The organism is Amycolatopsis sp. cg9 (assembly GCF_041346945.1).
Classification (GTDB): Bacteria; Actinomycetota; Actinomycetes; order Mycobacteriales; family Pseudonocardiaceae; genus Amycolatopsis.
This window is the reverse complement of record NZ_CP166850.1, coordinates 2,876,336-2,896,167: the sequence shown is the minus strand read 5'-3', so window position 1 is coordinate 2,896,167 and position 19,832 is coordinate 2,876,336. Positions and strand designations below refer to the sequence as shown.

General features: G+C 66.5%; 24 protein-coding genes and 2 tRNA genes. 20 read left to right on the top strand and 6 right to left on the bottom strand.

What is annotated here, in order from left to right; translation table 11 throughout:
• Positions 1-48 precede the first annotated feature (48 nt).
• Positions 49-1,044 (bottom strand): HEAT repeat domain-containing protein, encoded by a 996-nt coding sequence (locus AB5J73_RS13710; RefSeq protein ID WP_370970098.1) that lies wholly within the window; start codon positions 1,042-1,044, stop codon positions 49-51.
• The gene (locus tag AB5J73_RS13705) at positions 1,038-1,682 is read right to left on the bottom strand and encodes a HEAT repeat domain-containing protein (protein ID WP_370970097.1); all 645 of its coding nucleotides are present in this window, start codon (positions 1,680-1,682) and stop codon (positions 1,038-1,040) included. The genes AB5J73_RS13710 and AB5J73_RS13705 overlap by 7 nt, the downstream gene beginning before the upstream one ends.
• 468 nt (positions 1,683-2,150) lie before the next feature.
• Between AB5J73_RS13705 and AB5J73_RS13700 the strand changes: the two genes are divergently transcribed.
• From AB5J73_RS13700 to AB5J73_RS13690, 3 genes are all read left to right on the top strand, one after another.
• The gene (locus AB5J73_RS13700) at positions 2,151-3,200 is read left to right on the top strand and encodes a DNA cytosine methyltransferase (protein WP_370970096.1); all 1,050 of its coding nucleotides are present in this window, start codon (positions 2,151-2,153) and stop codon (positions 3,198-3,200) included.
• Positions 3,201-3,233: 33 nt separating this feature from the next.
• The gene (locus AB5J73_RS13695; RefSeq protein ID WP_370970095.1) at positions 3,234-5,228 is read left to right on the top strand and encodes an ATP-binding protein; all 1,995 of its coding nucleotides are present in this window, start codon (positions 3,234-3,236) and stop codon (positions 5,226-5,228) included.
• 470 nt (positions 5,229-5,698) lie between these two features.
• Entirely contained in the window at positions 5,699-6,535 is an 837-nt protein-coding gene (locus AB5J73_RS13690; protein ID WP_370970094.1) for a hypothetical protein, read from the top strand.
• 53 nt (positions 6,536-6,588) lie between these two features.
• Here the strand turns inward: AB5J73_RS13690 and AB5J73_RS13685 are convergent, their stop codons facing one another.
• A complete protein-coding gene (locus AB5J73_RS13685) occupies positions 6,589-7,260 on the bottom strand; it encodes a GntR family transcriptional regulator (protein WP_370970093.1) in 672 nt (223 codons plus the stop codon).
• Positions 7,261-7,540: 280 nt separating this feature from the next.
• Here AB5J73_RS13685 and AB5J73_RS13680 point away from each other — a divergent pair, with 280 nt between their 5' ends.
• The 17 genes from AB5J73_RS13680 (at position 7,541) to AB5J73_RS13600 (ending at position 17,745) form a co-directional block, all read left to right on the top strand.
• Positions 7,541-7,879, top strand: a complete 339-nt coding sequence (locus tag AB5J73_RS13680) for a hypothetical protein (RefSeq protein ID WP_370970092.1) — start codon at positions 7,541-7,543, stop codon at positions 7,877-7,879.
• Positions 7,880-8,356: 477 nt separating this feature from the next.
• Complete coding sequence (locus AB5J73_RS13675) at positions 8,357-8,497, top strand: hypothetical protein (RefSeq protein ID WP_370970091.1); 141 nt, start codon at positions 8,357-8,359, stop codon at positions 8,495-8,497.
• Complete coding sequence (locus tag AB5J73_RS13670; RefSeq protein ID WP_370970090.1) at positions 8,494-8,895, top strand: hypothetical protein; 402 nt, start codon at positions 8,494-8,496, stop codon at positions 8,893-8,895. Before AB5J73_RS13675 ends, AB5J73_RS13670 begins: the two co-directional genes overlap by 4 nt.
• Positions 8,895-9,170 (top strand): hypothetical protein, encoded by a 276-nt coding sequence (locus AB5J73_RS13665; protein ID WP_370970089.1) that lies wholly within the window; start codon positions 8,895-8,897, stop codon positions 9,168-9,170. The genes AB5J73_RS13670 and AB5J73_RS13665 overlap by 1 nt, the downstream gene beginning before the upstream one ends.
• Positions 9,171-9,213: 43 nt before the next feature.
• Positions 9,214-9,429, top strand: coding sequence for a hypothetical protein (locus AB5J73_RS13660; protein ID WP_370970088.1), 216 nt, complete (start codon positions 9,214-9,216; stop codon positions 9,427-9,429).
• A 122-nt stretch (positions 9,430-9,551) separates the two neighbouring features.
• Positions 9,552-11,003, top strand: a complete 1,452-nt coding sequence (locus AB5J73_RS13655; protein ID WP_370970087.1) for a cell division protein FtsK — start codon at positions 9,552-9,554, stop codon at positions 11,001-11,003.
• A gap of 24 nt (positions 11,004-11,027) precedes the next feature.
• A complete protein-coding gene (locus AB5J73_RS13650; RefSeq protein WP_370970086.1) occupies positions 11,028-11,447 on the top strand; it encodes a hypothetical protein in 420 nt (139 codons plus the stop codon).
• Positions 11,444-11,602: a hypothetical protein gene (locus tag AB5J73_RS13645; protein WP_370970085.1), complete on the top strand. Its 159-nt coding sequence runs from the start codon at positions 11,444-11,446 to the stop codon at positions 11,600-11,602. The genes AB5J73_RS13650 and AB5J73_RS13645 overlap by 4 nt, the downstream gene beginning before the upstream one ends.
• Positions 11,599-11,832, top strand: coding sequence for a hypothetical protein (locus AB5J73_RS13640; protein WP_370970084.1), 234 nt, complete (start codon positions 11,599-11,601; stop codon positions 11,830-11,832). The genes AB5J73_RS13645 and AB5J73_RS13640 overlap by 4 nt, the downstream gene beginning before the upstream one ends.
• A 5-nt stretch (positions 11,833-11,837) precedes the next feature.
• A complete protein-coding gene (locus AB5J73_RS13635; protein WP_370970083.1) occupies positions 11,838-12,152 on the top strand; it encodes a hypothetical protein in 315 nt (104 codons plus the stop codon).
• Positions 12,149-12,364 carry a hypothetical protein gene (locus tag AB5J73_RS13630; protein ID WP_370970082.1) on the top strand — a complete coding sequence of 72 codons (216 nt, stop codon included), beginning with the start codon at positions 12,149-12,151 and terminating at the stop codon, positions 12,362-12,364. Before AB5J73_RS13635 ends, AB5J73_RS13630 begins: the two co-directional genes overlap by 4 nt.
• Positions 12,365-12,473: 109 nt before the next feature.
• Positions 12,474-13,178: a DNA methylase gene (locus AB5J73_RS13625; protein ID WP_370970081.1), complete on the top strand. Its 705-nt coding sequence runs from the start codon at positions 12,474-12,476 to the stop codon at positions 13,176-13,178.
• A 28-nt stretch (positions 13,179-13,206) separates the two neighbouring features.
• Positions 13,207-13,851: a hypothetical protein gene (locus AB5J73_RS13620; RefSeq protein WP_370970080.1), complete on the top strand. Its 645-nt coding sequence runs from the start codon at positions 13,207-13,209 to the stop codon at positions 13,849-13,851.
• A 31-nt stretch (positions 13,852-13,882) separates the two neighbouring features.
• Positions 13,883-14,725 (top strand): hypothetical protein, encoded by an 843-nt coding sequence (locus tag AB5J73_RS13615; protein WP_370970079.1) that lies wholly within the window; start codon positions 13,883-13,885, stop codon positions 14,723-14,725.
• Positions 14,726-15,020: 295 nt separating this feature from the next.
• A complete protein-coding gene (locus AB5J73_RS13610) occupies positions 15,021-16,376 on the top strand; it encodes a replication initiator (RefSeq protein WP_370970078.1) in 1,356 nt (451 codons plus the stop codon).
• Positions 16,373-16,549 (top strand): helix-turn-helix transcriptional regulator, encoded by a 177-nt coding sequence (locus AB5J73_RS13605; protein WP_370970077.1) that lies wholly within the window; start codon positions 16,373-16,375, stop codon positions 16,547-16,549. The genes AB5J73_RS13610 and AB5J73_RS13605 overlap by 4 nt, the downstream gene beginning before the upstream one ends.
• Positions 16,549-17,745, top strand: coding sequence for a tyrosine-type recombinase/integrase (locus AB5J73_RS13600; RefSeq protein ID WP_370970076.1), 1,197 nt, complete (start codon positions 16,549-16,551; stop codon positions 17,743-17,745). The genes AB5J73_RS13605 and AB5J73_RS13600 overlap by 1 nt, the downstream gene beginning before the upstream one ends.
• Positions 17,746-17,831: 86 nt before the next feature.
• On the opposite strand, the gene AB5J73_RS13595 is transcribed toward AB5J73_RS13600, so the two are convergent.
• The 3 genes from AB5J73_RS13595 to AB5J73_RS13585 all read right to left on the bottom strand — a co-directional run bounded on the left by AB5J73_RS13595 (position 17,832) and on the right by AB5J73_RS13585 (position 19,822).
• Positions 17,832-17,905: transfer RNA gene (locus AB5J73_RS13595), tRNA-Arg, on the bottom strand.
• Between the two features lie 46 nt (positions 17,906-17,951).
• Positions 17,952-18,041, bottom strand: a tRNA-Ser gene (locus AB5J73_RS13590).
• A 65-nt stretch (positions 18,042-18,106) separates the two neighbouring features.
• Positions 18,107-19,822 (bottom strand): phosphatidylglycerol lysyltransferase domain-containing protein, encoded by a 1,716-nt coding sequence (locus tag AB5J73_RS13585; RefSeq protein WP_370970075.1) that lies wholly within the window; start codon positions 19,820-19,822, stop codon positions 18,107-18,109.
• Positions 19,823-19,832: the final 10 nt, after the last annotated feature.

Here is a 19,832-nt window from a genome sequence, read left to right as displayed (position 1 = left end):
ACGATCGCCGGGGGCGCTGACACGGCGTGGCCACCGCGCTGACGCGGGTCAGTCAGCGGACCGCGCGTCGAAGAGGGCCGAGGCGACGAGCGCGACCGTCGGGTCTTCGTCGCCGGCCAGCCGCCGCAGGAGGTCCCGCGGACCGGTGCCCGGCAACTCGGCGAGGGCCTGCGCCAGGCGGATCCGCACGGCGGTGTCCGCGGTGAGTTCGCCGGCGAGCGCGTCCAGGATCCGTTCGCCGGCCCCGGGGTCGAGGGACAGCGTGCCGAGCACCTCGGACGCCTCGACGTCGTTCGTGCCCTCGGCCACCATGCCGACGAGCACCGGCACGGCGGCCGTCACGCCCCGCCGCCCCGCGGCCAGCGCCGCGCGCCCACGCACCTCGGCGTCCGGGTCGTCGAGCGCGCCGGCGAGCACCGCGGTCGCGTCGTCCCCGGGCAGCGAAGCGACCGCCAGCACCGCGCGGCGCCGGACGTCGGCGTCGGCCGACCGGATCCCGGCCGCCACCCCCGCCAAGCCGTCGCCGCCCGTCCGGGCGAGCGCCCACCGCAGGGCGCCGGCGACGTACGGGTCGCGTTCGGCGAGGACGGCCTTGGCCAGCAGCTCGGCGGGCAGCGGCACGTCGTCGGCCGGCGCCAGGACGGCCTGCTGCCGGCTCGCGGGACTGGGCGAATCCAGGCCGTGCAGGAGTTCGACGACGCGCAGGACGCCCTCCCAGCCGAACGGCGCCGAAGCGTCGATCGCCCGGAGGCGGTCGAGGAGCTCCTGTTCCCGCTTCAGCCGTTCTTCCGTCCGCCGGACCAGGTCACCGACCAAAGTGGACGGTGTGAAGGCGGGATCCGCGAGCGCGCGGCCGACCTGCCGCAGCGACAGCCCCAGCGAGCGCAGGCCTTCCACGTGGAAGATCCGGCGGATGTCCGCTTCGGAGTACTCGCGGTAGCCGCCGACCGTGCGCCCGGTCGGCCGCACCAGCCCGAGGGAGTCGTAGTGCCGCAGCATCCGCGAACTCACCCCGGACCGGCGGGCCACCTCACCGATCAGCACGCCGCGCCCCCGGCGCGTTCCGGGCCGAGCGCGACGACCCGCTTCGCCTCGTCGACCCCCAGGTCGAACCCGGCGTCCGGGTCGCGCAGCAGCCGCCGCGTGGCACGGGCGTGCGCCCGCACCGCCGGATCGAGGCTCGCCAGCCCGGTCCGCAAGGCGGGTTCGGCGACGTCCCCGAGCGCGACGAGCGCCCGGCTGAGGCTCAGCCGCACGGCCCGGTCCCCCCGCCCGAGCTGCGCGGCCAGGTCCACGGCCAGCCCCTCCCGCGCACCCTCGGGCACGAGGACAACCGCGGCACGCCAAGCACTTCGCGCGACTTCTTCGTCGGCGTCGTGCAGCAACTCCCGCGTGATCGCGGGCCACACCGCGCGGTCGCCGATCTTGGACAGCGTGTGCAGCGCCTGGCTCCGGGCTTGCGCACGCCCGGAACGCAGCTCCCCGAGCAGCTTCGGCACGGTGACGTCCGCGGGCAGCCGCGTCAGCGCCCAGGTGAGCATGTCCCGCACGAAGAAGTCCGGCTCGACGGCGCACCGGGCCAGGAGCGCATCGGCGTCCCGCGGGTCGGCGCGCGTCCCCACCGCGAGCGCGGCTCGCAACCGCGCCGACGAGTTCGCGGCGCTCAGCTGTGTCGGGTCCATGGTGACCACCTCCTCCCCGCAGTGAAGAGGTTGTCACAGTGTGAAGGTCAAGCAAGTTGGCGGAAAAAGAAGAAGACCCCCTCTCGCGAGGGGGTCTTCTTGCTGTCTCAACCAGACGTGCGCCCGAAGGGATTCGAACCCCTGACCTTCTGGTCTAGGTTCCACCACGGCCATCGCTCGCCGTAGCCAGTCAGCATCGTCCGTGACCAGCCCGAACATGTCTGACATCCCCTTCAAGGCCAGTCGTCAATAGGCGTCCCCAGTTAGTGATTACTGGCAATTTAGCGGCAAGAACGCCACGCGACCGCGACGGACGACCGCCCCCCTACCGCCAGAAGTGATATAAATCACAGAACTACTTGCTGTCACTCCGAGGTGTCAATCGCACCACGCGGAAGTTATCAAGTCTTTATGGACACTCCCACCCGCTCCCCGGGACTCACGGACGAGATCAAGTAAGTTCATCCAGTGACTGATTCAGGACCGGTGGTTCGTGCGATCGACCTCTTCTGCGGGGTCGGCGGGTTGTCGCACGGACTACGTCGAGCTGGCATTGAGGTGGCTGGCGGCTTCGACATCGACCCGCGATGTGAGTACCCGTTCAAAGCCAACATCCGCGCCCCCTTCTTCCTGCAAGATGTCCGCACCGTCACAGGCGCACAACTGCATGATCTGTGGGGCCAAGCCGACGTTCGGCTACTTGCCGGGTGCGCACCTTGCCAGCCTTTTTCGTCGTATCGACGCGGTGCGGATACCACCGGCGACGAGAACTGGCCGTTGCTGGACGAGTTCGCTCGCCTGATCGAGGAAACCGAACCCGAAGTCGTGACAATGGAAAATGTCCCACGGGTTGTCGGGTCAACAGTTTTCCAGCGGTTCGCCAAGTCCCTTGAGTCCCTTGAGTACGATGTCAGTTTCAAGAGTTGTCATAGTGCAGAATACGGGCTTCCTCAATACCGTCGAAGGCTCGTGTTGATCGCCTCACGCATTGGACGGATCGAGGTACCCAAGGGGACTCGAAGCGAAGACAAGTTCGTGACTGTTCGAAAGACAATCGAAAAACTTCCGAAACTCGAAGCTGGCGAGATCGATCCCGATGATTCTCTTCACAAGAGCCGAAACCTCAGTGACCTGAATCTGAAGCGAATTCGGGCATCGAATCCGGGAGGCACGTGGCACGATTGGCCAACATCCCTGCGTTCACCTTGCCATCAGCGAGCAACCGGATCGTCGTTTGCGAATGTTTACGCGCGGATGGAATGGGACAAACCATCACCAACAATTACTACGCAAGCGCATAACTTCGGCACTGGACGCTTCGGCCATCCGGAACAGGATCGCTCGATCACCTTGCGGGAAGCTGCGATGCTTCAAGGTTTTCCGCGCGGCTATAAGTTTGTCCCCAAGGGGGAACCGGTGGAATTTGTGCACATCGGCCGCCTCATCGGCAATGCTGTTCCACCGCCGCTCGCACGGGCCTTCGGACAAGAAATTGTGAAAGCGGCCACAAGAAGGTAGACTCGCCTGAACGTACGAGGGCGGGAGGGTTCGATGACTAAGGGGCAGCCGAAGTATTCGATGACGGTTGATATGTCCGTCCTTGAGTCACTGGGCATCAACCTTTACAGCAATGCCGCCGCGGTGCTTTCCGAGCTTGTGGCAAACGCATGGGATGCAGACGCTAACAAGATCGAAATCACATGGCAGGGCGACGAGTCGGTGGTCATCCATGATGACGGACGTGGCATGTCTCCCGATAACCTCAACGATCGCTTCCTTAAAGTCGGCTACAGGAAGCGTAATGCGGAGGGCACCGCGTCCCCGGTTTTTGCTCGTCCGTACATGGGCCGCAAAGGCATTGGCAAACTTTCGGTTTTCTCCATTGCAGACACGGTGTATGTATTCTCGGTCTTTGGGGGCACGGCATCCGGCCTACGTATCGACGCGAATCTCCTAAAAGAAGCGATCGAGGCCGGTCGTACCTATCACCCAGATGAAGTTGCTGTTCCCAGCGAGTACGCACAAGAGGGAACTACTCTCGTCCTGGAGGACCTCAAGAAGAGTAGGGCCGCATTGACGGCTTCGGCTCTGCGCAAGCGGATTGCGCGTCGGTTTGACGTCTTGGACGAAAGGAAGCCCGAGGACGGGGGCTTCGCTATCTTTATCAACAATTCTCGCGTTACCTATCAGGACCGCCAAGAGCTTAAGCGTCTAGAATTCATCTGGGAGTTTGGCAAAAAGACGCTTCCGAAGTCGGCCCTTCCTGCCGATACGCAGCGGTTTGTCTTGCCAAACAATATCGTCGATCATGATTTCGGCTGGAAAGTCACCGGATGGATCGGCACGGCGAGGACGCCGGCGGAACTCACCGACGACGACGAGGCCGGCTCACTGAAGAACATTATTGTTCTAGCTCGAAAGCGCCCCATCCAGGAGGGCATAATCGAGAAACTGGACTTCAGCCGACTCTTCGGCAACTATGTGACGGGCCAAATCGAGGCCGACTTCTTGGACTTGGACGATCGTGAAGATATCGCAACAAGCGATCGTCAGCGCCTAATTGAGGACGATCCCCGTGTTCTACAACTTCAGCGATTCCTTCGCAGTGCTTTCCTTGAGGCCTCCGAGCAGTGGACTGAAGCTCGGCCCAAGAAGCAAGTTCAAGATGCTCTAGAGAAGTACCCGAAGCTACGCGAGTGGGTTGACAGTCGTCCCTATTGGCAGCGTGAATCCGCCGAGAAAATGATCGGGACCATTGCATCCCTGGAATTCGAAGGGACCTCTGCCGCAAAAGCGCGCAATAACATGTTCCGCTCCGGGATCCTCGCTTTCGAAAGAGTTGGGTTGCGCGAAAAAGTCGACGAACTCCAGAATCTGACCAGCATGAAAGCCGAAGACCTCCTGCCAGTACTCGCGGAGCAAGATTCTTACGAATCCGCCCTCTACATTGACATCCTTAAGTCCCGACTTGAAGCGATCTCAAGCTTTCGCGATTTGACTGACGCAGACGAGAAGGAGAAGGTTCTTCAGGGACATTTGTTCGATCACCTCTGGCTTTTGGATGCGTCGTGGGAACGCGCGTCAGGAAGCAAGACCATGGAGGAAGACCTTCGAAGGCTCGGGCCGGACCTCTTCTCCGTTGACGACGACGAGCAGGTACGCACTGGTCGTATGGACATCCGTTATGCGACAGCCGGCGGCAAGCACATCATTGTTGAGCTGAAAAAGTACAAGCGTAAGCTTGATATCGATGAACTTGTCGAACAAGGCGCCAAGTATGCGGTTACGCTTCGAGATGTATTGGACCAGCAGCAACGACCGAGCGGAGACATTGAAGTTGTCTTTGTGCTCGGCGTCAAGCCAACCGCAAAGAAGCGCGGCCTACGAAGCGAGCAGGAATACATCGACTCGCAGCTTCGGGTGTGCAACGGTCGTATTGTCTACTATGACGCGATGATTCACAACGCGCAGGAGCAGTATGCCGATTACCTGGAAGCTAGCGATAAGGCCGCCAAGCTGAACGAGGTGCTGGACTCCCTTGAGTGACTCACTACAAGTGGGGGGCCTCTTCGCCATCTCGTCGACCTGGCAAAGCCCTTATCGCACCGTGTCAAGGGGGCACCTTCCGCCTAGCTGAGCCTGCCGCTGAGAGTCGCCCCCTTGACACGGTGCGATAGCCCTCCGGGAGGTCGACGAGGTGGCGACAGGCCGCTCACGGACGCAACCAGTGGCTCCCATCTCGCCATCTCGGAGACCTGCCCGTCCGGCGAGGACATCTTTTGTTCGACGTGACGTTCGCGGCCCCGCCGGCGGGTGGTCGCTGGGCTGCTCTTCCGCGGGCGACCGCCGGGGACCGGGCGCCAGCCCGCACGCCCCGGCGGGGCTTGCCCGCGGGTCAAACACAGTGCTCAGCGGCCCCGGAGGGGCCGCCTTGAACAAGTAAGGAAACTCTGAACACGCAGGTTCAGCCGCGCCCGGGCTTGCAGGCCGGCAGGGCGATCACCAAGATCGGAAGGGTGAGCGGACTGGAGCTGACGACTGAGCGACGCGACGAGCTAGCAACCCTGCTCGATGATGAGCAACGGCTTCGCTCCGAGTACCCGAAGGTGGCCGACTACCTCGACGCGGCACCTCGCCTGCAGGGTACGGGTGACCAGCGGATGGATGCGGCTTTCGATCTTCGATTCGTCCACTACATGACTGTTGACGCGTCCATCAGTACGAACCCGTACTGGGACATCGTCGAACCCTTCGTGTTCGAGAGCGAAGGGCGCCGAGTCGTCAATGGTGGTCGAGCAGAGGGCAGCAGCCGGCTCGGTTATGCGGCGATGATCTTGCAGGCCGCCTACGCATACGCGCTTCCCTCGCCTGAGACCCTCCGATGGGTAGCTGCGGCCACGTCCGGGCGTCCGTTGATCGAGCTAGGCGCCGGCAGGGGATACTGGGCTGCGCAGCTCGCTCGACAAGGCCTAGCGGTGGAGGCGTACGACGTCGACCCTCCGGGCGCCGCTCAGAACCCTTCATTCCCGGCTACCCGCGGACAGCGAGACGCATGGTACGACGTCGGAAGCCTGGAAGACTTTGCCCGCCGAAAAGAGGATATTAAAGATAAAGCTCTTTTCCTTTGCTGGCCGCCGGGATGGGGAAATAAGATGGCTTCTGAGTGCCTCATAGACTTTGAGAAATCCGGAGGTGCCGAGGTTATCTTTGTCGGCGAACCACGAGGCGGGAAGACTGGCGATGACCAGTTCTTTGAAATACTGTCAAAGCGATGGACGCTCGCGTCCCAAGATCCAAAATTTGTTTCGTGGTGGAACTTGAAGGATGTCGCACAGCATTGGGTAAGGTCCTAGGTACAACCGAGGGTAGCACTGGTGCCACCCTCGATCGCACTCTGCGTTCACTATTAGTCCAGAGTCATTCGAAACACGAACGCTTCGTAGCGGTCGCGCGGGTATGAGACATCCGAAACCATGACGACTCCCCCGTCAGCGTCAATGAAGCGTTGGTGAACCGACTTGACCAGTTCGCCCGAGTTCACTCGCAACCACTCTGCATGGTCAGCCGACGGAATTCGGTCTGCGATCGTCTCTTCAAGAACTTTTGCCGTCGATATTCCCTCGACACCTACAGGCTGGTAGGTGTCAGAGATTGAGATGGGGCGTCCACCTTCGGAGGCGCGGGTAACGATCCGTGAAACTTCTCGACCTGGTTCCAATCCGAGAATTTCGGCCGTCTCGACAGGCGCCGCAACCTGCTCGAAATCGCGTTCGACCCGGACATCTTGCTCGGATTCGTTCCCGAATGTGGTCTCCGGGTCCTGCATTTGTCGCTCAGGCGAGATCCGCACCAAGTTCGTCCGACTAGCGACGAAAACGCCACGGCGACGCACAGAGCGAACGAGCCCCTGATTCTGTAGGAGTTCGACCGCCTTCCGGACGACTATGTCCGAAACACCGTTTTGCTCAGCGATCTCCGCATAGCTCGGCAACTGGGCGCCGGCCGGAAGTTCTCCCGTCCGAATGCGACGCGCGTACTCACCTGCGATGACGACGTATGCCGGCTCGGCCACAGCCATGATCCCTTCCTCGGACTCGACAGCGCTCCTGGTCACATAAAGTATACCCAACTTCGTATACGCAAGCGAGGCGACGGCTGCACTCTTCTGCGGTCGAGGCGTCGGGCTCGCGCGTCGTCCAGCGACCCTCATCGTCGCTGACCGCATTTTCGCAGGTCAGCCCGGCGATCACTAGACCGAATGAGTGAATCAGCGGCTTACGTATACGCAAGACTTGTGCGTATACGTAGCTGCGTATACGTTGGTCGATGCAAGGCAACGCCAACCAACGGAGGTCGACATGAAGAACATCCCGGTGAACCTGTCGGGCTACCGCCTCACCGTCTCGGAGAACCCGGAGATGAAGACGCGCAAGGAGAACGGCGTCGACACCGTGGTGACCGACCGGGACGGCGTCACGAAGTACACGGTGGCGCTGATGGTGAAGGCCAAGGGCCAGAAGGGTGAGGAGATCCGCGTGACGCTGGACTCCGACCCGGGCGAGGGCTTCTCGGAGGACGAGATGACCCGGGTGGAGCTGATCGACCCGCGGGTGACGCCGTACTCGTTCAAGAACGAGCGGGGCGAGACCGTCTCGGGTGTCGCCTGGGGCGCGGCCGGCATGAAGCCGGTCCTCTGATCACCACCCGCTAGCACCACGACTTTCCGCCCGTTCGGGCACGCAATTCCTTGTTCATTGACAAATACATAGTGAGCCCAACTATGCCCAAATCACGCCTGTCACGGCTACGCGACGGTGATTTCCGGCCCCATTTCGCCGGAAGTCGCCGGGCATATCCGTCCCAGACGAATCGAGGCACATCCATGGACGAGGACGAGTTCTACGCGGCCCAGCTCAGCGCCTGGCCGTGGTTCCACCTGGCCGAGTGACCAGCACCAACACCCTCTCCGGCGGGCGCGACCCGCCACCCAGCTCGAAGGAGTGATCAGCATGAACGTTCTCCGGATCGACGGTCTTTCCTCCTACGACCCGCACGGCCCGAAGCGGCGAAAGTAATGGGCAACCACGTCTGCTCAGCAAACTTCTGGCTCTCCCCTACTCGTATCGCGACCTGCCGCGTCTGCGGCGCCCAGTGGCAAATGTGAGGAGTTCCGAATGTCGAATTTCGCCACCCTGACCTTCTACCCGCTGTGGCTGGTCCTCGTCGGCTGCCTCGCCCTCGCGGCCCCGGCCGCCGCGGCCGCGGCACTGCTGCTCGGCCTGGTCGCCGTCCTGCGCGTCCGGGGCACACGGTGACCGCCGCGGAACCGCTGGACCTGTTCGGCAACGAGCCGACCGCCACCGTCCCGGTCGAGACCGGCCGGCCGCCGGTGAACGACATGAACTTGATCGAAAAGGTGCTCCAGGTTGCCGAGAACACCGGCTACGCCCTCGTCGGCCCCGCGGAACGGGTCTACCGGATCGTCGCCAACGCCACGATCGAGGCCGCCCCCGCCGACGAAACCGACGCGGTCCACCAGCTCCTGGACTCGAAGTGGCTGACGAAGGGAGGAACCCACATCTACACCTGCCACGGGCACGCCGGCCCCGGCAACTCGGTCCTCGTGCCCCGGGCGACGAAGGAGAAGGCCCGCAAGTGGCGCGCCCTCGCGGGCCGCCCGATCACCCCCCACCAGCAGCGAAAGGTGAGCTGATGACGTCCCAGACGATCAACAACCACAACAAGGCCAAGTTCACGGAGTTCGAGTTCGCCCTGGACCAGGTCCGCGTGAAGTTCGACGAGATCAGCAAACTCGCCCGCGCGCTCAACGAGGGCAAGAGCACCGGGGAGCGGTTCGAGGGCTGGCAGGTCCCGAGCAAGACCGAGGTCAAGTCCGCGGTCACCGCCGCCTCCGGCGCGCTGGACGAACTGCGCACCGCGGCCACCAAGCGCAAGGACGTGCTGATCTCCCGCTCCTGGCTGCCCTGACGCACCGCCACCCCAACGTCCGACCATCTGCGAGGAGGAACCCGTGAGCACCCACCAGATCGACGCGAAGATCACCGAACTGGACAAGGCCATGAAGAAGCTGCGCGAGGCCATGACCGCCCTGCCGAACCGGCTCGGGGGCTTCGGCAAGCAGTACACCGAGGTCACCCGCAAGGTCGCCACCGTGATCACCACCGTGGAGGCCGCCCGCCCGCTGTTCGACACCGGCCGCCGCCGGCCGAAGGGCCGCCGCCGCTGACCGGCCGGACCACCAGCACCTGAACACCGAGTGACACCGCACCTGGACGTCGTTGGGCCGTGGCCCCGCCGTCCAATGCAGGGTCACGGCCCGGGGCGTCCCCGAACCACGGAGATCACCCCATGGCACGCAAGAACAAAAACCCGACGACCCGCCCGGGGGCGCACAAGAGCCGGGCCGAAGCCCGCCTCGCGCTGTGGCTGGCCCGCCACCCCGGCGCTCTGGCCACCCCCGCCGCGATCGGCACGAGCCTGGTCGAGCTGGGACCGGTCACCACCGGGAGCATCGCCGGCGGACTGCTCGCCGCCGGGGCCGGCTGGTACCGCGCCCACCCCGACTCCTTCACCCGGATCGCCTCGCCCCGGATGCGTGCGTTCCGCCGCCGCTGGACCCGCTACATCGGCCGCTCCTGGCGTGACTCGCTGGATCACTGCGGCCTGACCGTCCAGGACCGCCGCACCGGCGAACTGCTGGTGCCCCGGCTGGCCAAGGTCGAATCCCCGACCCCGTCGATCGACGTCCTGCGGGTGGTGATCCGCAAGGGCCAGTCCCTGACCACCTTCCGCAACGCCCAAGAGGAACTCGCGTCCGCACTCGGGGCCGACGTCATCGCGATCGAGAAGACCAAGCCCCGCGTCCTGACGATCACCCTGGTGCACGGCAACCCGTTCACCGACGTCGTCGCCCCCGCAGAGATCCCCGGCGACGTGGACGACGTGGACCTGACCGCGATCGAACTCGGGGACGACGAGTACGGCCGAATCTGGACCGAACCCCTGCTCGGGCAGCACTGGCTGATCGCCGGCGCCACCGGATCCGGCAAGGGGTCGCTGCTATGGAACCCGCTGCGGGCGATGGGACCGGCCATCCGCGAGGGTGTCGTGCGCCTGTCGGTGATCGACCCCAAAGGCGGCATGGAAACCGAGCGCGGCAAGCCGCTGTTCTACCGCTACGCCACCTCCGCCGACGAGGACGTCGAGTACGACCCGGACGGCGACGGGCCCGAGGACATCGACGCGATGCTCGGGGTGCTGTACGAGTTCCGCGACGCGATGAAGGCTCGGCAGGAACTGCTGCGCTCGCAGGGCAAGCGCAAGTTCACCCCGTCGGCCGAGACCCCGTTCGACGTGCTCGTGATCGACGAACTCGCCATGCTCACCGCCCTCGGGGGCCGCCGCGCCACCCTCATGGCCGTCAACAAGGTCCTCGCCGAGATCCTCACCCAGGGCCGCGCCGCAGGCAGCGCGGTGATGGCGTTCGTGCAGGAACCCACCAAGGACATCGTGCCGGTCCGGGACCTGTTCACCCGCCGGTTCTGCCTGCGCATCGGGTCCGCCGCCTACGTCGACATGGTGCTCGGGGAAGCCGCCCGCGAACGCGGCGGTCTCGCTGACGAGATCCCCGAGACCGGGTGCGAGGGCATCGGCTATCGCACCTCGGAGAAGTCCCGCCAGCCTGTTCGGGTCCGCGCCGGCTACAGCGACGACGAGGACATCGACGAACTCGTGCGCCTGTGCACCCCGCACCACCCCGACGACAACGACGGCCCGGCCCTCTACGCCGTCTCCGCCTAACCCAAGTCCGGAAAGGACCTCGCCATGACTGCTGCGCTCGTTCCGCTGACCGGGGTAGCCAAGCTCGCCGCCGTCGCCGTCACCTACGTCCGCGACACCCCCGCCCCGGAACCCTGCTACCTCGCCCTCAACCCCGGCTCCCACGCGGTCGAGATCCAGCCGGACGTCCGCCAGGCCACCCCGGTCACCGTGCTCGGGACGCTGCTGGTGTGGACGCACCGGCTCACCGGCATCAACGGCGACTGGTGGCACACCCCCGGCGGAGAACTGCACATCACCCTCACCGGCCGCGGCCCGTCCGGCGTCCGTTTCCTCGTCTACAGCTCCTTCCCCTACCGCGTCGCCCGCCGGCACGTCGCCCTCGCCGCCGGCGCCCGCGAATCCGTCACCCCGGACGAGCTGTACCGGCTCGCCCTCGAACTCCGCAAAGGACATACGAAATGATCACCTTGATTCTGGTGATAGTGCTCGCCGCTGTCCTTCGCTTGATTCTTCCTGCGCTGCTCGAACTGCTGCTCTTCGTAGTAATGGCGGCAATCACTCTGCTTACTGCTCCTCTTATTGCTGGCATCCGAGTCCTGAAAGGACGAACGAAATGATCACACTCAAGTTCCTCGGCACCTGGCTCAAGATCACCGGTGTAGCCGTGCTCGCCGCCATCTTCACCGGCATCCTCGTGCACTCCCCGGGCTGGCGGACCGTCGTCACCATCGTCATCGCGCTGGTCTACTTCGGACTCACCGCCGCCCTCTGGCGCGAGTGGGCCGCCTTCCGTCGCGGGGACGGTGGCTACTCCTACCAGTACATCCGCTACGGGCGCGACGAGTGACCAGCATGGACACTCCCACACCGATCCCGCCCCCGGATGCCGACGTGTGGCACGCCGCAGTGTCCACGCTCGAAGACGGGCTCGGGATCTACCCGCTCGGGTCTCTGGACGGGGTGCGGTTTTGCCGGGCCACCGTGGACAACACCGCGGTGTCCGGCACCGCCACCGACGTTCTGCTCCGGGTCACCCGCACCATCCCCGGCCGCGGTCTCCAGTCCTGGGAGATCTCCATGCCGCCGGCCTTCGCCCGCTACCTCGCCGCCGCCCTCGACGCCCACGCCCGTTACATCCAGACCGGACCGGAAGGGACACGGCCATGAGCCCGAAGTCCAACCTCGACAAGCTCGTGAAACTCCAGGAGGAGTACGACGACGCGAACCGATCGGTGATCTTGCCGACGGGCGGTAAAGACCGGGATACCCTGCTCCGACTGTCCGACGTGGCCGGCCAGATGGCCCGCATCCACGAAGAGGAAGCCGCCGAAATGCGCCGGGTCGCCGGACAGGCCCACGACCTCGCCCTGACGAAGTAGCCCTTCCGGCATGTCCGGAGTCCTCGTGACGCTCCGCCGGCCGAGTTCTCCGCCGTGCCACACGCGCCCCGCGTGTCCTCTCCACACCACACCGAGAAGGGAGAAATCCATGCGACGCATGCGAATCCTCGACGCCTGTTGCTGCTCCGGTGGCGCGGCGAAGGGCTACCACGATGCCGGGTTCGAGGTTGTCGGCGTGGACATCGCGCCACAGCCGAACTACCCGTACGAGTTCCACCGGGGCGACGCGATCGAGTTCATCGACGCCCACGGCCACGAGTTCGACGCCGTGCACATCTCCCCACCGTGCCAGAACGCCTGCGCACTCACCGCGGGCAACCGCCGCCGCGCCGGCTGGACCGACACCCACATCGACCTCATCCCGCTCGCACGGGCCGTGCTCGCCCGCCTGCGGGCCCGCACCGGCGTTCCGACGGTGATGGAGAACGTCCAGGGCTCGAAGCTCCGCCGCGACCTCACCCTCTGCGGGCTCTCCTTCGACCTGCGGGTGTTCCGGCACCGCTACTTCGAGATCGACGGCCTGACCGTCGACCAGCCCCCGCATCCCACCCACCGCGGGCACCGGGTGGCCGGCTGGCGCCACGGCGTCCGCCACGACGGGGACATGGTCGCGGTCTACGGCGACGGCGGCGGCAAGGGCTCGGTCACCGACTGGCAGAACGCCATGGGCATCCACCACACCGACGTCCGCCGCGAGATCGCCGAAGCCATCCCACCCGCCTACACCCGCCACATCGGCACGGCCCTGCTCGCCCACCTCACCACCGCCACGGCCGCCCCGACCGCGGCCTGACCACCCCACGGTCTCGAACGGAGGACCCGTGAGCCCCGCCAAAGACTTCGACCTCTACTCGATCCTCGCCGTCACCCACCGCCTGCCCTCCGGGGCCCTGCAGTACCGCACGATCCTCGCCCACATCGTCGGCCGCGACGTCGACCAGATCGGCGGTGCCGGCATGTCCGCGCTCACCCTCGGCCCGGAATGCCGGGCCTGGCTGCTCGAACAGCATCCCCAGCTCAACCGGATACCCGCCCCGCCGGACTTCCACGGCGACGAAGCCGCCATGGACGCCTGGGCCGCCGAACAAGCCGCCCTGATCGGGACCGATCACCTGCCGGTCGCCCCGCTCCCGCCCGGCCGTCCCCGCCGACTGGGGCTCGGTGACCTGATCGACGCGATCCCCGATGCCAACAAAGTGTTCGTCGTGGACCCGGACAAGCTGCCCAACGTCCCGAAGGGAGCAACCGTGACCGAACTGGACTTCGCCGAACTGACCACGAACGCCCGTCCCCTGGTCAACGAGTACTTCGACATCCGCCGCCAGGAACGGGCCAAGCGCGACGGCGAGACGTGGTTCGAGCACCCCGAGCTCGCCGAACGAGCCGACGAAATCGCCCGATGGTTCGAGTACTACATGGAGCTTTTCCGCCGCGACGGCCGACGCTTCCGCGACGGCGGCCGCTGACCACCCACCCACCCGGACACCCTGGAAGGAGGTGCCTGACGTGTTCCGCAAGCCCGCCCCGCGCGACGACACCGGCCGCCCGGTCTCACGCCGGGTCCGCACCCTCACCACCCAGCTCGCCGAAGCCCACGACGTCCACCGGCTCGCCGCCGACCCGCTGCTCGGGGCGGTCACCGCGGACCGCTTCCGCACCTCGATCACCCGCACCATGTGGTTCTTCCTCGTGATCGGGCTCGGGTTCACCACCACCGGCGTCCACGACTTCCTCGCCGGCCACCTGCCCACCACCGACCCCGTGTGGTGGGGCGCCTGGCTCGCCGAACCCGCCCTCGCCGGCATCCTCGTCAACCTGCTCCGCTGGGAATCCGCCATGCTCGCCGCCGGCATCCCGGTCAACGACAAGCCCGTCAAGCACCTCAAGCGGCTCCTGCTCGCCGCCACCTTCGCCGCGAACGTCTGGGCCGCCGTCACCCCCACCACCGGCGGCATCTCCCAGGGCAGCGTGTTCTTCCACGTCGTCATCCCGCTCGTGGTGTTCCTGCTCGCCGAAGTCATGCCGATCATCCAGCAACGCTGCACCCAAGCCCGCGAACACGCCCTCACCACCACCCCGCCGGCCGCCGCCACTCCCGGCGGGGTCGACCGACCGGCCCCGGCGACCAGCACCACGCCCGGCAAGGTGCTCACCAAGCTCCCCGCTGGCATCCGTAACACCGTGACCGCCACCACCGCCGACGCCCACGCCGCCGGCCGCCCGGTCACCGCCGACGACCTCGCCACCAAGGTCAACCTGCCCGATCCGATGCTCACCGCCCTGGTCGATGAGCTGAACACGACGGTCAACCACCACCCGCTCACGACCCGGCCCAGTTGATCATCCTGTTCAGGGCCACGCGAGAAGACCCGCAATTGATGAACCCGGCCTCGACCGGTGAGCATCAACCCCGGGAGAACTCTCGTGCCTCATTTCCTGGCCCACCTGATCATCACCGATCTTCCCCTCGCCCTCGTCGCGGACCTCATGGTCCAAGCGGGCAAGAAGTTCATCAAGTGGCTGCTTCGGCGCCGTCGGCGCTGACACCACCGTAGTCCGCACCTTCGCCGGGCCACCCCCACCAGCTGCACCGGAGTGGCCCGGCCTCGTGGTGCCCGCACGAATGGAGGCCAGCATGATCACCGAGCACGACGGGTCCTCACTGGCTACCCGCATCACCACCCACCTCGCCCGCCCCGACATCCGCGCCATCCGCGCCCGCGCCGAAGCCACCGGCGGATGCCTCCAACCCGTCCACCTCACCGGACACCGCACCATCACCGACCGCGTCACCGGCCGCATCCTCGACCGCACCGCCGGGGTGGTCTACGCCCCGTGCGGCAACCGCCGCGAAACCGTCTGCCCCGCCTGCTCCGACCGCTACGCCGCCGACGCCTTCCACCTGATCCGCGCCGGCATGACCGGCGGCAAAAACATCCCCGAGGACGTCGCCGACAAGCCCCGCCTGTTCGTCACCCTCACCGCCCCCAGCTTCGGCCCCGTCCACTCCCGCCGCACCACCCGCACCGGGCGCCGGATTCCGTGCGCGTGCGGGGAGCACCATCACGAGGCAGACACCCGCGTCGGCACCGCCCTGAACCCCGAGACCTACGACTACCGCGGTGCCGTGCTGTGGCAGGGCCACGCCGGGGACCTCTGGCACGCCTTCACCGTCCGCCTGCGCCGCGAGATCGCCACGGCCGCCGGCTACCGCGCCAAGGACTTCCCCGCCCTCGCTCGCCTGTCCTACGCCAAGGTCACCGAATACCAGCGCCGCGGCCTCATCCACTTCCACGCCGTCCTCCGCCTGGACGGCCCCGAAGGCCCCCACGACCCCGCACCCGCTTGGGCCGACAACCGGATCCTGGAGCACGCCGTGCGGGCCGCCGCCGCGCATACCCGCGTCACCAAGACCCTGACCATCGACGGCGCCACCACCGAGCACGCCTTCACCTGGGGCGAGCAAGTCGACGTCCGCCCCATCCGGCCTGCGCACGCGGCCGCGGTTGAAGAGGACGGCGAGATCTCCGACCGCGCGCTCGCGGGCTACATCGCCAAGTACGCCACCAAGGGCACGTCCACCAGCGAAGTCCCCGACCGCCCGGTCCGCTCCGAACTCGCCATTGCCGCCCTGGACGTGCACCCGCATCACCGACGGATGATCACCACTGCGTGGGACCTCGGAGCCAACGAGGGCCTTGGCTACCTGCGGAAATGGGCGCACATGCTCGGGTTCCGCGGCCACTTCCTCACCAAATCACAGCGCTACTCGATCACCTTCACCGCCATCCGCGGGGACCGCCGCACCCACCAGCACCTGGCCACCCTCGAAGCCGCCGGCACCCACCCCGACGCGGTGATCGTGGTCAACCACTGGGCCTACACCGGCAACGGCTACCGCCACCACGAAGAACGCGAGATCGCCGAAGCCATCTACGAAGGAAAACGTCAGCAACGCAAAGAAAAACTCACCACGGAGGTACAGCAATGAGCGCTCGACTGATGTCCATTGAGGACGTATCCGACCACCTCGGAGTCCCCGTCAACACCCTGTACAAGTGGCGCACCAAGGGCTACGGCCCCGCCGGCCGCCGCATCGGCAAGTACGTCCGCTACCGCCCCGAGGACGTCGACGCCTGGATCGAAGCCCAGGGCACCGCCTGATGGGCCGGCACCGGCTCCCGCTCGGCACCGCGGGCGAAATCAGCGTCAAGAAGATCGGCTCGGTGTGGGGGGCCCGGTGTCAGTACCGCGACCACGACGGGACCTACTACGACATCCGCCGGCGCGGTCGAACGAAGGAAGTGGCCCGGGACGCCGTACGTGAGGCGGTCAAGGCGAAGGTGAAAAGCACGGCCGGTGCCGAGCTGACCGCGCACAGCCTGTTCGAGGACGTCGCTGCCGCGTGGCTGGCGGAGTACCGCAAGGACGCTGAGATGGGCGTCTTCTCGTTCACCTCGGTGGACAACCACTCGTACAACCTCAAGAACCACGTGCTGCCGGCCCTGGCAAAACTCGAACTGATCGAGGTGGAGACGCCGGTGATCAACCGCCTGTGCCAGGCCAAGCTCAAGGCACACAGCCTGAGCCTGGCGCGTCAGGTCCGGGCCGTGATCGGCAACGTCGTCACCTTCGCGATCAACGAGGGGCTGATCAAGGTCAACCCGGTCAGGGAGGTCGCCCCGCTGCTCGAACGCCGGGCGAAGACGAAGAAGGCCAAGCCGCGCGCGTTGACCACCGAGGAGCTGTTCGACTTCCTGGGCAAGCTCGACACCGACGAGGAGGCGATCGCGGCCGACCTGCCGGACCTGGTCCGCGGCTTCCTGGCCACCGGCGAACGGCGGGGTGAGCTGCTCGGGGCCGACTGGCCCGACTTCGACGAGAAGGCCAAGGAGCTTCAGGTGAGTGGCGGGCTCATCCAGGCCCGCGGCAAGGGCACCATCAAGAACGGAGGAAAGACCGAGAACGCCGAACGCGGCATCCCTCTGCCGGACTGGTACGTCGCGATGCTGGTGGACCGGCGCGACCGGCTCGGGGTGATCAACCCCACTGGGCCGATCCACTGCAACAGCCGGGGCGGGTACCTGAACTTCCAGAACCTGACCAACCGGGTGTGGCTGCCGTTCCGCCGGCGGGCCGGGTACGAGTGGGTGACCTTCAAGACACTGCGCAAGACGCTCGCCACGATCCTCGACGAAGCCGGCCTCACCGCCCGCCAGATCGCCGACATCCTCGGGCACGCGCACCCGTCGATGACCCAGGACGTCTACATGGGCCGAGGCCAGAAGTCCCGCGCCAGCGCCGACGCGCTCGGGTCGCTGCCCCTCGGGAAAACTGGCAATAAACCGGCAACCGGCTGACTACGGCCGGCACCACGGACAGGGGCGAAACAGCAAGGAACCCCCTGTTTCCAGGGGGTTCCTTGTATTGCTGTCTCAACCAGACGTGCGCCCGAAGGGATTCGAACCCCTGACCTTCTGATCCGTAGTCAGATGCTCTATCCAGCTGAGCTACGGGCGCGTGTTCAGTTGTTCTCTAACCTAGCACCCGGCGAACCGGGTACCAGCGGAGGCTCCGGGATTTGAACCCGGGAGGGGGGGTTACCCCCAACCGCATTAGCAGTGCGGCGCCATAGACCAGACTAGGCGAAGCCTCCTGGGCCCAACGACCACTGCTCAGATAGGTTACACACCCCCCGATCACCCCGGAAAGGCACCCCCCTCAGGCGCGACGCAGCAGCCTGAGCAGGCGCGGAGAGCGTCCGCCGAGGCCTTCCGCCTCGAATGTCGCGATGCCGACGCGGGGCAGTTCGCGGACCCCCGGGTAGACCAGGTACCTCGGGACCCAGCGGGGCTGGAACTTCGCGTTGAAGCGGTACAGCGTTTCGATCTGGATCCAGCGCGAGAAGAAGTGCAGGACCTTCGCCGCCGTCTTCGCGACCGGGCCCGCGCCGATGCGCTGGCCCTGTTCCATCAGGGCGCGGAACGCCGCGAAGTTCAGGGACACCTGGGAAATGCCGTGGCGGCCGGCGGCCAGCAGGAGTTCCGAGATCATCAGCTCGTTGACGCCGTTGTCGGCCGCGCGGTCGCGGCGCATGACGTCCAGCGACAGGCCCGTCGCGCCCCACGGGACGAACTGGAGGACGCCGCGGACGCGGCCGCCCTGTTCGGCCGTCACCAGGACCGAGGTCGGGTCGCCCATGCGGCCCAGCGCCATCGAGAAGCCGCGCTCGGTGTCCGTGCCGCGCCAGTTCGCGGCGAGGGTCGCCAGCTCGTCCAGTTCGCCGAAGCGCAGGTCTTCGGCGCGCCGGACCAGGACCTTGTAGCCCGCGCGCTTCGTGCGGGCCGCGGCTTGGCGGACGCCGCGCATGGTGCGGCCGTCCAGCGTGAAGCCGTCGACGTCGACGACCGCCTCGTCGCCGATCTCCAACACCTCCAGGCCGAAGCGGGCCCAGACCGTCGCGCCCAGCTCCGACACGCCCATCGCGGCCGGGACCCAGCCGTTGCGGCGGCAGACCTCCAGGTACTCCTCGATCGCGCCGGGCCAGGCCTCGTGGTCGCCCAGCGGGTCCGCCGAGCACAGCGCCACGCCCGCGATCACGCGGTACGTGACCGCGGCCTTGCCGGTGCGGGAGAACACCGCGAACTTGTCGCGCCGCAGCGCGAAGTAGCCGAGGGAGTCCCGCTCGCCGTGCTCGTCCAGCAGCTTGCGCAGGCGGGCGACCTCCTCGTCGCTCAGCCTCGGCGCCGGCTCGGCCGAGCGCAGCAGGAAGTACGCCGAGACCAGGACCGCGGCCAGGCCGAAGAGCAGGCCGACGGCGGCGGTCAGATCTTCCAGCCACATCTGGTGGAACACCGCGGGACCGCTGGCGCCGACCAGGGCGAGTGCGGACTCGGTCAGCCGGTCCGCGAAGCCCATCGGCTCCAGCACCGCGCGCGAGGCCACCGACAGCAGGATGACGTTGATCACGAACCCGGCCAGCGCCAGCTGCAGGAACACGCGCACCGCGCGCCAGCGCCCGACCACCGGGTCCGGCTTCGCGACGAAGTAGCGCCGGCTCGCGATCAGGCCCGCCAGCAGCAGCACCGACACCAGGCCGGCGCCGAAGACGTGCCGCAGCCCGAGGTGCGACACCGTGAGCAGCACCGTCGCGCCGACCGCCAGCTGCCAGGCCCGGCGCTTGCGCCGCCGCAGGCCCGCGGCCAGCAGCACCAGCAGCACGCCCGTGACCAACGCCACGGTCGCGGCGGCGACCGTGGCCTCCTGCGGCAGCTCCAGCCACTCCGACAGGCGCCCGCGCAGGTTGCGCCGCCCGGCCGGGACCAGGACCGACACGAGCGTCATCAGTCCGGCCAGCCGGGTCACCCAGGTGATCACCCCCACGGTGGTGGCTCCCGCCACCCGCCAGGTGGTCTGCGCGCGTGTGCCCGTCACCACCTGTGCAACC

Excerpts from the sequence above, each read along its gene's own strand:
- AB5J73_RS13705 (WP_370970097.1), bottom strand. The coding sequence starts at position 1,682 with ATGGACCCGACACAGCTGAGCGCCGCGAACTCGTCGGCGCGGTTGCGA.
- AB5J73_RS13695 (WP_370970095.1), top strand. The coding sequence starts at position 3,234 with ATGACTAAGGGGCAGCCGAAGTATTCGATGACGGTTGATATGTCCGTC.
- AB5J73_RS13685 (WP_370970093.1), bottom strand. The coding sequence starts at position 7,260 with ATGGCTGTGGCCGAGCCGGCATACGTCGTCATCGCAGGTGAGTACGCG.
- AB5J73_RS13680 (WP_370970092.1), top strand. The coding sequence starts at position 7,541 with ATGAAGAACATCCCGGTGAACCTGTCGGGCTACCGCCTCACCGTCTCG.
- AB5J73_RS13675 (WP_370970091.1), top strand. The coding sequence starts at position 8,357 with ATGTCGAATTTCGCCACCCTGACCTTCTACCCGCTGTGGCTGGTCCTC.
- AB5J73_RS13665 (WP_370970089.1), top strand. The coding sequence starts at position 8,895 with ATGACGTCCCAGACGATCAACAACCACAACAAGGCCAAGTTCACGGAG.
- AB5J73_RS13655 (WP_370970087.1), top strand. The coding sequence starts at position 9,552 with ATGGCACGCAAGAACAAAAACCCGACGACCCGCCCGGGGGCGCACAAG.
- AB5J73_RS13650 (WP_370970086.1), top strand. The coding sequence starts at position 11,028 with ATGACTGCTGCGCTCGTTCCGCTGACCGGGGTAGCCAAGCTCGCCGCC.
- AB5J73_RS13645 (WP_370970085.1), top strand. The coding sequence starts at position 11,444 with ATGATCACCTTGATTCTGGTGATAGTGCTCGCCGCTGTCCTTCGCTTG.
- AB5J73_RS13640 (WP_370970084.1), top strand. The coding sequence starts at position 11,599 with ATGATCACACTCAAGTTCCTCGGCACCTGGCTCAAGATCACCGGTGTA.
- AB5J73_RS13635 (WP_370970083.1), top strand. The coding sequence starts at position 11,838 with ATGGACACTCCCACACCGATCCCGCCCCCGGATGCCGACGTGTGGCAC.
- AB5J73_RS13630 (WP_370970082.1), top strand. The coding sequence starts at position 12,149 with ATGAGCCCGAAGTCCAACCTCGACAAGCTCGTGAAACTCCAGGAGGAG.
- AB5J73_RS13625 (WP_370970081.1), top strand. The coding sequence starts at position 12,474 with ATGCGACGCATGCGAATCCTCGACGCCTGTTGCTGCTCCGGTGGCGCG.
- AB5J73_RS13610 (WP_370970078.1), top strand. The coding sequence starts at position 15,021 with ATGATCACCGAGCACGACGGGTCCTCACTGGCTACCCGCATCACCACC.
- AB5J73_RS13605 (WP_370970077.1), top strand. The coding sequence starts at position 16,373 with ATGAGCGCTCGACTGATGTCCATTGAGGACGTATCCGACCACCTCGGA.
- AB5J73_RS13600 (WP_370970076.1), top strand. The coding sequence starts at position 16,549 with ATGGGCCGGCACCGGCTCCCGCTCGGCACCGCGGGCGAAATCAGCGTC.